This is a genomic window from Neisseria sp. HMSC055H02, assembly GCF_001813335.1.
GTDB classification, from domain to species: domain Bacteria; phylum Pseudomonadota; class Gammaproteobacteria; order Burkholderiales; family Neisseriaceae; genus Neisseria; species Neisseria sicca_C.
This window is the reverse complement of sequence record NZ_KV812094.1, coordinates 83,071-93,022: the sequence shown is the minus strand read 5'-3', so window position 1 is coordinate 93,022 and position 9,952 is coordinate 83,071. Positions and strand designations below refer to the sequence as shown.

The window sequence follows — 9,952 nt, the reverse complement described above, 5'->3', positions numbered from 1 at the left end:
GTCGTCTGAAAATATTTTTCAGACGACCTTAAAAAGTTACAAAGCTGCGTCGTATCCGCCATCTTCGATAGCTTCAATCAACGCTTCGGGATTGGTTTTTGCAGGATCAAATTCAATGATTGCATTTTTGTTATCCAAACTGACTTCAGCTTTGGCAACGCCTTGCGTGTTTTCCAAAATACGGGTAACGCTTTTCACGCAGCCGCCGCAGGTCATACCGCCGATATTGAGGGTAAGGGTTTCCATAGGATTTCCTTTCTGTGAACGAATTGAGTCTAAAAAACAATAAAATATGAAGAATTAACAAAAATCAAGATGAGGCAGAGAAGCAAGCCATAATTAAATCCAATCAACTATAACCCCAAATGTAGGGGCAAAGTCAAGCAGGTCGTCTGAAAACATAGTATCGTTAGATTCTCACCGTTTATTATGCTAAGCCATCACGCTACGTTTGATTTGTTCCATTGCTCACAAATAGTCAAATTGATATTGTTATTTATTATAAATGCTGTATTATATTCGGGTAATTATAACAAATAAAATAATAACATCATAAATTCCTAACTATCTCCTTTATCCGTTATTCAGACGACCTCATTCCACAGATTTCCGATTTTCAACACTTCAAGCTATTTATATGGCTTGTTCGTTAAGGCTTTGCACGTTTCAATTTTAGAAAATCGATGTGAATTTCGACTGCATCGCCCATATCCGCAAAACAAACGGGTAACCGCAGTTTGTCTTTGCAAAGACAGATGGTAGAAAACAGAAATAGCCGGGCTGTGAAAATACCCAAGGGAATCTAGATGACAACCTACTACGCCCATTCCGCGCAAGACAAACTCGGCAATCTCTGGCCTTACGAACATTGGCAAACCTTACAAAGCCATTCGGTCAATGTTGGGGAAATGGCGGCGGAGTTTGCCCAGATATTTGGTGCGCAGGAAATTGCCTGCCAAACGGGGCAGCTTCATGACGTGGGGAAATATTCGGAACCCTTTAATCACCGATTACATGGTGGCCCTTCAGTCGATCATGCCACCGCCGGAGCCAAAATTGCCGTTGAGCGTTGGGGAGATGTTATCGGCAAGCTGATGGCGTTTTGCATTGCGGGGCATCATGCGGGATTGGCAAATGGCAATGGTGAAGGTGATAACCGCCGTACGTTAAAGCAGCGGTTAGCCTTGCAATTCGGCGCAGATATTCCCGCTCTCGATAATCTGTGGCAACAAGAAATCAAGCTCCCTCAAAACCTGTCTGCACCGCCACTCAAAGCCGACGCGCATCATCCTTTTTTCTCCTACGCCTTTTTCACCCGAATGCTTTATTCCTGCTTAGTGGATGCCGATTATCTCGACACCGAAGCCTTTTATCTAAAGCTAGAAAACAAAGCCATCGAGCGCGATGGTTATCCCAATTTAAACGCCTTACAACACAATTTCAATCAATTTATCAACGATTTCAGACGACGTATCGCCCAAGCTCCAGAGCAAACCGAAGCCGAAAAACGCAATGCCGCCTTAAACCGCCTGCGTAGTGAAATTCTCGATCATGCCGTAGAACAAGCGGCGCAACCGCAAGGACTGTTCACGCTCACCGTGCCGACCGGCGGCGGCAAAACGTTCACTTCCATGGCGTTCGCACTGGAACACGCCAAACGACACGGTATGCGGCGCGTGATTTACGTCATTCCGTTCACCAGCATCATCGAACAAAATGCCGCCGAATTCCGCAAAGCCTTTGGCGAATTGGGTGAACAAGCCGTGTTGGAACACCACAGCACCTTCGACGATGGGAAACTGCAAAATGAGGCCACCAAAGACAAATTGCGCCTTGCCTCGGAAAACTGGGATGCGCCGATTGTCGTGACCACCGCTGTGCAATTCTTTGAATCCCTCTTTGCCGACCGCTCCTCTCGCTGCCGCAAGCTGCACAACATCGCAGGCTCCGTCATCATTCTCGACGAAGCGCAAATGCTGCCGCTCAATCTGTTGCTACCCATCATGCAAGCTATCAAAGAATTGGCGCAAAACTACCGCTGCAGCGTCGTCATGTGCACCGCCACCCAGCCAGCCGTGCAAGCCGAAAACGGCTTCTATCGCGGTTTTGAAAACGTGCGCGAAATAGCTCCAAAACCAACCGCACTTTTCGACAAACTGCGCCGCACCACCGTGAAACACATCGGCATACAAACCGACGCCGACCTGCTCGCCAAACTTGGCGAACACCCGCAAATGCTCGTCATCGTCAATAACCGCCGACACGCCCGCAGCCTGTACGACCAAGCCAAACACCTTGACGGCACGTTCCACCTGACTACCTTAATGTGCGCCAAACACCGCAGCCAAAAGCTTGATGAAATCCGAGGTCGTCTGAAAAACGGCGAACCCTGCCGCGTTATCGCCACCTCGTTAATCGAAGCCGGCGTTGATGTGGATTTTTCGCTGGTGATGCGCGCCGAAGCAGGTTTAGACAGCGTTGCGCAAGCTGGCGGACGCTGCAACCGCGAAGGCAAAAGGCCGTCTGAAAACAGCTTTGTCTGGATATTCGCGCCCGAAGACAAATGGAAAGCCCCGCCTGAACTTGCCGCCCAAGCCGCTGTTATGCGCTTGACCGCCGACAACTTTTCAGACGACCTCTTATCTACCCAGGCCGTCGCCGCCTACTTCGCCGAGCTTTATCAATTAAAAGGCAGTGAACTGGACAATAAAAAAATTCTGAAAATGCACAACGATACAGGGCAAAGCCTCGATTTCCCATTCCAAACCATCGCCGACAAATTTCGCATGATCGAAAGCCACATGCAGCCGCTGATTATTCCATTCGATGGTGAGGCCGAAAACCTCATCAGCAGCCTGCACCACGCCGACCACATCGGCGGACTCTTACGCAAACTGCAACCCTACACCGTCCAAATCCCCGAAAAAGCCCTCGCTGCTTTGTATAAAGCAGGACGTATCGAACCGATTAACGAGAAAAACTTCGGCAAACAGTTTTATTCGCTGATTGGGCTGGATTTGTATGATGATGTGGCGGGTTTGAGTTGGGAGGATATGGAGTTTTTGAAGGGGGAGAGTTTGGTTTTTTAATATCACCAAGGTAAAATACAGCAATTAGAATTATTCAATATCTCAAACATTCCTTTATAGGTAACTACATGACTGCAAAAACACAACTAACACAACTAACACAACTAAAAAAATTGATTATTGAAAAATTTAGAGCTTTAAATAATGTAGAGGTTGAATTTGGAGATGCTATTACTGTTATATGTGGGAAAAATGGTACATCGAAGTCTTCAATTTTAGGAATTGCCGCTCAGATTTTTAGCTTTGATAAGGATTATGTCAAAGATGAGCCAATTTCCTATAAACAAATTACAGGGCTTCCGTTTAAATCAAAGTATCGCGATCATTTTAGAATTTCGCAGACATTTGATGTGCCGGGTTCAATGAAAGTTTCTATAGAACTCAAAGATGGTTATACAAATCAGGATGCAACCGCAAGATTAGAATTAATGACTCGTGGGGACGCACCTAGAGCTGTTGTTAGAAATAACAGTACAGCAACTGGAGGAGCTAATACAAGTAGAAATTTTACGCATCCTGTTATCTTCTTAAGTTTAAAAAGACTTTATCCTATTACTGATCGAACTTATGAAATTAAGGATTTTGATTATCTAAATGACCATAAGCAAGACTTTATTAATCTGACAAATGAGCTTTTAAATAGAAGTTCAGCTAATGCTATTGGTACAGGTGGCACGATTAGTTCTGCTGTTTCCTATGGCGATAATTATGATCAAGAATCCGTGTCAGCGGGAGAAGACAATGCTGGACAAATTGTATTAGCACTGATGTCATTTAGGAAACTTAAAGAAGATTATGCAGACTACAAAGGAGGATTGTTATTAATAGATGAGGCGGATGCGGGTTTATTTCCAACTGCTCAAATCAATTTATTAAAGATATTGGAAAGAGAATGTCGAGACCTTAATTTACAAGTTATTATGACCTCACACTCTCCTGTTTTAATTGAATATGCTTTTGAAAAAAGTAAGCAATTTAGACAAAGATATAAAACCATCTATTTAAGCGACACATACGGCGATACACAGGTACAACATGATTGGTCTTGGGCTCAAATTAATGCTAACTTGTTGGCAACTATAATCCCTCTAACAAAAACAATAAATTTGCCTAAAATTAATGTTTATTTTGAAGATGGAGAGGCTTCCGATTTTTTTGCCCAAATAATGTTCAGACAACCAATTAAAAAATTTACATATCCAATGAATAACATTACTCTTGGATGTTCAAATTATTTCAACCTTATAGACCATAAAATAGCAGAGTTCTCAGAAAGAAGTATTATTTGTCTAGATGCGGATCAAAAGTTGAAGGCAAATATAAAGTATAAAACAATTGTCTTACTACCTGGTCATTTGCCACCTGACCAGTTAATTTTCGAACATTTATACAACTTAGAAAAAGAACATCCTTATTGGGATAACGCTTTTGAATTTTCGAGAGATGTTTTTACAAATCTTGCCAGTGAAGTAATTAGTGCATTTTCAATTACTGGAGATCGAGTAGATATAAAAGAAAAGGTAAAACAGTATAAGGGAAGTAAACGACCGAGGGAGATTTTTAAGCGATTTTATAAAAATGAGACCATTCAATCTGTATGTAAATCAAATAATTCTTCCAATCCATGGATACACTGGATTAGTGAAAATCCTGAATTAGTAAATGAGTTTCTGAACAAGTTTAAAAACACTATGTGTCACGTTATGCAGAAAGGCTACTCTGTTGATCCTGCAAAGCTATCAACATTGAACGTAAAACTGAAAAGAGTAAATCATAGAGATGAAAATGAATAAATTATATAGCCCGTTACGCTATCCGGGAGGAAAAGCATCTTTCTCTCCTTTTATAGCAAAAGTAATGGAATTAAATGGTGTTTCGGGTGGACACTATCTTGAGCCGTATGCTGGCGGCGCGGGTGTCGCACTAAATTTATTATTTAATGGATATGCGGAACATATCCATATTAATGACGCTGATCCGGCAGTTTACGCTTTTTGGAAATCGGTAACTCAATATTTTGACGAACTTTTACATTTACTTGAATCTACTCCTATTACTATTGATGAATGGTTTAAGTGGCGTTCAATTTTACGAAACGAATGTAATGCTAGTTTAGTTGAAAAAGGTTTTGCAACTTTATTTATGAATAGGACTAATCGTTCAGGTATTTTAAAAGCCGGCGTGATTGGAGGAAAACAACAATTAGGGACATATAAACTTGATGCAAGATTTAATAAAGATGCTATTGCATTACGCATTATTGAAATAGCTAAACGAAAAAACGATATTTCGGTTTATTGTGAAGACTCCTTATCTTTATTAAGTAATTGTTCTGAGTTTCTTCCGGAAAAATCATTGATTTATTTGGATCCACCTTATTACGTAAAAGGAAAAGGATTATATCGAAATTATTATAATCATGATGATCATGTAGCTATTTCAAAGGTAATTCAACAAAGTAACTTTAAATATCCCTGGATTGTATCCTATGACAATACAGAAGAAATTTGTTTTATGTATCAAATGAGCAAGTCTTTAAGCTATGGATTAAACTATTCAGCTCAAAGACGCTATATTGGAAATGAAATTATGTTTTTCAGCCAAGATTTACTCATTCCAGAAGAAGGAATTCCAAAAGTGAAAATAGCTAGTTAATTACAGTTCTATTTCAGATAATTATTCGTTTCTTATGGCTTAAATCAACCCGCTTCCTATTCATTTATTCAACGAGGAGCGGGTGTTTTATTATGTAACGATGCTGATGATATATGAAGTTTTGATGATTCTATCGAAGAGAAATAAAGTCGTCTGAAACCGCACTTTCCAACCAAAAGGAGAACCAAATGAACCAAATCCGCCTACACATTTGGGGCGATTATGCCTGTTTTACCCGTCCGGAGATGAAGGTGGAGCGGGTGTCTTATGATGTCATCACGCCGTCGGCGGCGCGCGGGATTTTGGCGGCGGTGCATTGGAAGCCGGCGATTCGGTGGGTGATTGACCGGATTTATGTGTTAAAGCCGATTCGGTTTGAGTCGGTGCGGCGCAATGAGTTGGGCGGCAAGATTTCGGCAGGTAAGGTCAGCGGCGCGATGAAGCGCAAGAGTGTTGCCGATTTATATACGCTGATTGAAGACGACCGCCAGCAGCGCGCGGCGACGGTGCTTAAAGACGTGGCTTATGTGATTGAAGCCCATGCGGTGCTGACGACAAAAGCAGGCGCGGATGAGACCGTTACCAAGCATATTGAGATGTTCAAACGTCGTGCGAAAAAGGGGCAATGCTTTCAGCAGCCTTGTTTGGGCGTGCGTGAGTTTCCTGCCGATTTCGCGTTGATTGACGAAGGTGAGCCGCTGCCACCGTCGGCGTTATTGGAAAGCGATGCAAACCACGATTTAGGCTGGATGCTGCACGATATTGATTTTGACCACGGCAACACGCCGCATTTTTTCCGCGCACAAATGAAAGACGGCGTGATTGATGTACCGCCGTTTTACGCCGAGGAGGTGAAAGCATGATTCTTGCGTCCCTTGCCCGCTATTACCGCCGTTTGGCGGCGGAAAACGATGAAATGGGCAACCCGAAAGTGCCGCCTTATGGCTTTAGCGAGGAGAAAATCGGCTGGATTTTGGTGTTGGATAAAGAAGGTCGTCTGAAAACCGTTGTGCCGAATCTGACTGCCGATAAAAAGCCGCAACCGAAGCTGATGAGCGTGCCGCGCCCTGAAAAACGCACGTCGGGCATCAAACCGAATTTTTTGTGGGATAAAACCGCCTACGTGCTTGGCGTGGAAGCCAATAAAAACAAAGCCGAAGCCAAAGAAAAACCGTTTACGTCGTCTGAAAAAACTTTTGACGCCTTTAAGCAATACCATCTCGATTTACTGCAAAACAGCGAAGATGAAGGCTTGCAAGCCTTGTGCCGCTTTTTGCGAAACTGGCTACCTGAAAATTTTGCTGCCGGAAAACTGCCTGCCGAAATGCTCGATGCCAACATCGCATTTTCTCTTGAAAAATCGACCGCACTTATCCATAAACGCGAAGCCGCACAAAGCTTGTGGGCAGGCTGCCTGAAAAGCGACGAAGCACTCGAGGGCTTGTGCCTGATTAGCGGCGACACCGCCCCGATTGCGCGGCTGCATCCGGCGATTAAAGGCGTGTTTGGCGGGCAAAGCTCTGGCGGTTCGATTATTTCGTTCAACAAAGAAGCCTTTGCTTCTTTTGGCAAGGAGCAAGGCGCAAATGCGCCCGTTTCCGAACAATCCGCCTTTGCCTACACCACCGCGCTGAACTATCTGTTGCGCCGCGAAAATAATCACTGTCTGACCATCGGCGATGCCAGCACGGTCTTTTGGGCGGAAGCGGATGATAGTGCAACTGCGCAGGCTGCCGAAGGCTTCTTCGCGCAAGTGTTTACGCCGCCGGATGACGAACAAGAAAGCGCCAAAGTTTTCAACGTATTGGAACAAATAAGTAACAAAGGCCGTCCGCTGCAAGAAATTGCACCTGAACTCTCTCACAATACCCGTTTTTATATCTTAGGGCTTGCCCCCAATGCCGCGCGGATTTCTGTTCGGTTTTGGCTGGATACCACGTTTGGGCAGCTGGCGGAAAATTTGGCGCAGCATTGGCAAGATTTAGCCCTTGAGCCTTGTGCATGGAAAACGCCGCCGTCTATTTGGCGACTCTTATTGCAAACTGCCGTATTGGGCAAAAGCGAAAATATCTCGCCCGTATTGGCAGGCGAAATGACCCGCGCCGTGATTTGTGGCACGCCGTATCCCTTAAGTTTGCTGTCGCAACTGATTACCCGAATCCGCGCCGACGGCGACGTGAACGGTCTGCGCGTGGCAATGATGAAAGCCGTATTAGAGCGGCGTTTTAGAAAAGGTTTTATCGAAGAAGGAGTTCCTATGAGTTTGAACAATGAAAGCCCGAATCGCGCCTATCTTTTAGGGCGGCTGTTTGCCGTGTTGGTGCGCATTCAATATCAGGCGTTGGGCGAATTAAATGCAGGCATTGCCGACCGTTATTACGGCACTGCCTCCGCCGTGCCGTTTTCGGTTTTTCCGCGCCTTTTATCGGGTGCAAAACACCATTTGTCGCGCTTGCGTAAAGACAAAGCCGGCATGGCGGTGAATTTGGATAAAGATTTGGACGAAATCATTGCCAAACTGCCCGAAACCTTTCCGCGCCATTTGAGCATTGACGAGCAAGGTCGCTTCGCCATCGGCTATTACCACCAAAAACAAAGCTATTTTGCTAAAAAAGAAACCGCTGAAACCATTGAAAACTAAGGAGCCAGAAAATGTCTGCCATTCAAAACCGCTATGAATTTGTTTACTTTTTTGACGTAACCAACGGCAACCCCAACGGCGATCCCGATGCGGGGAATATGCCGCGTCTTGATCCCGAATCCAGCAAAGGCTTGGTAACCGATGTCTGCCTGAAACGCAAAATTCGTAATTTTGTAGAAATCAGCAGCGAAAACGAAGCCGGTTACGAAATCTACGTCAAAGAAAAAAGCGTGTTAAACCTGCAAAACAAACGCGCTTATGAAGCGCTCGGCATTGAATCTGAAGCCAAAAAACTGCCCAAAGACGAAGCCAAAGCTCGCGATATCACCGCGTGGATGTGTAAAAACTTCTTCGATATCCGCACCTTTGGTGCCGTGATGACCACCGAAGTCAACAGCGGACAAGTTCGTGGCCCGGTACAACTGGCGTTCGCCCAATCCATCGACCCGATTGTGCCGCTGGAAGTTTCCATTACCCGCATGGCAGTCACCAACGAAAAAGACTTGGAAAAAGAACGCACTATGGGGCGTAAATACATCGTCCCTTACGCGCTCTACCGCGTGCATGGCTTTATCTCCGCCAACCTTGCCGCCAAAACCGGTTTTTCAGACGACGACTTAGCCAAACTCTGGCAAGCCCTGACGCTGATGTTTGAACACGACCGCTCCGCCGCCCGTGGCGAAATGGCAGCACGCAAATTGATTGTTTTCAAACACGACAGCGCGCTCGGCAGCCAGCCTGCACATAAACTGTTTGACGCCGTGAAAGTCGAACGCGTAAACGGCGAATCAGGTACGCCTGCAAGCGGTTTTGGCGATTACAAAATCAGCGTGGTTTCAGACGGCTTAAATGGCGTGAGTGTGGAAGAGCTGCTTTAAAAAAACACTTAAAAAGATGACCGCACTTTTAACCAAAACCCAAGGGGAAAATCAGGACATGCGCCTAATTCCCCTTTCCGCCCTGCAACACTACGCCTTCTGCCCACGTCAATGCGCGTTGATTCACAACGAGCAGGCGTGGGCGGAGAATTATTTGACCGCGCAGGGCAAGGCGCTGCATGAGCGGGTGGATTCGGGCGAGCCAGAAACGCGAAAGGGCGTGCGCTTTGAGCGGACGGTGCATGTGTCGACGGAAAAACTGGGCATCAGCGGCGTGTTGGATTTGGTAGAAGTGGAAACAAAAACAGGCCGTATGAAACCTGTGGAATACAAATGCGGCAAACCCAAACCCGACCCGATGGACCAAATCCAGCTTTGCGCCCAAGGCTTGTGCTTGGAAGAAATGACGGGGCAAACCATCTCTGAGGGCGCGCTGTGGTATATGCAAACCCGCCACCGCATCCCCGTCGTGTTTTCAGACGACCTGCGCGCCCAAACACTTGCTACCATCGCCGCCGTCCGTGAATTACTGGAAAGTGGACAAACCCCGCCGCCCGACTACGGCAAACGCTGCAAAGTCTGCTCGCTGGTGGAGATTTGCCAGCCGGAGTTGCTGGGGAAACGGGATAGGAGCGTGGGGTATGTGGAGGGGTTGTTTGGGGACTTGTATTTTGAATAGAAAGCCTTAT

8 protein-coding genes are annotated in these 9,952 nt (G+C 45.5%); 7 read left to right on the top strand and 1 reads right to left on the bottom strand.

Annotated elements, in window-relative coordinates:
- Positions 1 to 36: 36 nt before the first annotated feature.
- Positions 37 to 246, bottom strand: a complete 210-nt coding sequence (locus tag HMPREF2907_RS06155) for a heavy-metal-associated domain-containing protein (RefSeq protein WP_070681219.1) — start codon at positions 244 to 246, stop codon at positions 37 to 39.
- Between the two features lie 560 nt (positions 247 to 806).
- On the opposite strand from HMPREF2907_RS06155, the gene HMPREF2907_RS06150 reads away from it, so the two are divergent.
- From HMPREF2907_RS06150 to cas4, 7 genes are all read left to right on the top strand, one after another.
- Entirely contained in the window at positions 807 to 3,089 is a 2,283-nt protein-coding gene (locus HMPREF2907_RS06150; protein WP_070681216.1) for a CRISPR-associated helicase/endonuclease Cas3, read from the top strand.
- Positions 3,090 to 3,157: 68 nt separating this feature from the next.
- The gene (locus HMPREF2907_RS06145; protein ID WP_070681214.1) at positions 3,158 to 4,882 is read left to right on the top strand and encodes an AAA family ATPase; all 1,725 of its coding nucleotides are present in this window, start codon (positions 3,158 to 3,160) and stop codon (positions 4,880 to 4,882) included.
- The gene (locus HMPREF2907_RS06140) at positions 4,875 to 5,744 is read left to right on the top strand and encodes a DNA adenine methylase (protein ID WP_210388591.1); all 870 of its coding nucleotides are present in this window, start codon (positions 4,875 to 4,877) and stop codon (positions 5,742 to 5,744) included. Before HMPREF2907_RS06145 ends, HMPREF2907_RS06140 begins: the two co-directional genes overlap by 8 nt.
- Positions 5,745 to 5,932: 188 nt before the next feature.
- Positions 5,933 to 6,607: a type I-C CRISPR-associated protein Cas5c gene (cas5c, locus tag HMPREF2907_RS06135; protein ID WP_070681208.1), complete on the top strand. Its 675-nt coding sequence runs from the start codon at positions 5,933 to 5,935 to the stop codon at positions 6,605 to 6,607.
- The gene (cas8c, locus tag HMPREF2907_RS06130; protein WP_070681205.1) at positions 6,604 to 8,385 is read left to right on the top strand and encodes a type I-C CRISPR-associated protein Cas8c/Csd1; all 1,782 of its coding nucleotides are present in this window, start codon (positions 6,604 to 6,606) and stop codon (positions 8,383 to 8,385) included. Before cas5c ends, cas8c begins: the two co-directional genes overlap by 4 nt.
- An 11-nt stretch (positions 8,386 to 8,396) precedes the next feature.
- Complete coding sequence (cas7c, locus tag HMPREF2907_RS06125; protein ID WP_005636528.1) at positions 8,397 to 9,263, top strand: type I-C CRISPR-associated protein Cas7/Csd2; 867 nt, start codon at positions 8,397 to 8,399, stop codon at positions 9,261 to 9,263.
- 16 nt (positions 9,264 to 9,279) lie between these two features.
- The gene (gene cas4, locus HMPREF2907_RS06120; RefSeq protein WP_070681201.1) at positions 9,280 to 9,942 is read left to right on the top strand and encodes a CRISPR-associated protein Cas4; all 663 of its coding nucleotides are present in this window, start codon (positions 9,280 to 9,282) and stop codon (positions 9,940 to 9,942) included.
- The last annotated feature ends 10 nt before the right edge of the window (positions 9,943 to 9,952 follow it).

What these genes read in the sequence shown, in the direction of transcription:
- cas4 (WP_070681201.1), top strand. Translation starts at nt 9,280, where the DNA reads ATGACCGCACTTTTAACCAAAACCCAAGGGGAAAATCAGGACATGCGC.
- cas8c (WP_070681205.1), top strand. Translation starts at nt 6,604, where the DNA reads ATGATTCTTGCGTCCCTTGCCCGCTATTACCGCCGTTTGGCGGCGGAA.
- HMPREF2907_RS06150 (WP_070681216.1), top strand. Translation starts at nt 807, where the DNA reads ATGACAACCTACTACGCCCATTCCGCGCAAGACAAACTCGGCAATCTC.
- HMPREF2907_RS06140 (WP_210388591.1), top strand. Translation starts at nt 4,875, where the DNA reads ATGAATAAATTATATAGCCCGTTACGCTATCCGGGAGGAAAAGCATCT.
- cas7c (WP_005636528.1), top strand. Translation starts at nt 8,397, where the DNA reads ATGTCTGCCATTCAAAACCGCTATGAATTTGTTTACTTTTTTGACGTA.
- cas5c (WP_070681208.1), top strand. Translation starts at nt 5,933, where the DNA reads ATGAACCAAATCCGCCTACACATTTGGGGCGATTATGCCTGTTTTACC.
- HMPREF2907_RS06145 (WP_070681214.1), top strand. Translation starts at nt 3,158, where the DNA reads ATGACTGCAAAAACACAACTAACACAACTAACACAACTAAAAAAATTG.
- HMPREF2907_RS06155 (WP_070681219.1), bottom strand. Translation starts at nt 246, where the DNA reads ATGGAAACCCTTACCCTCAATATCGGCGGTATGACCTGCGGCGGCTGC.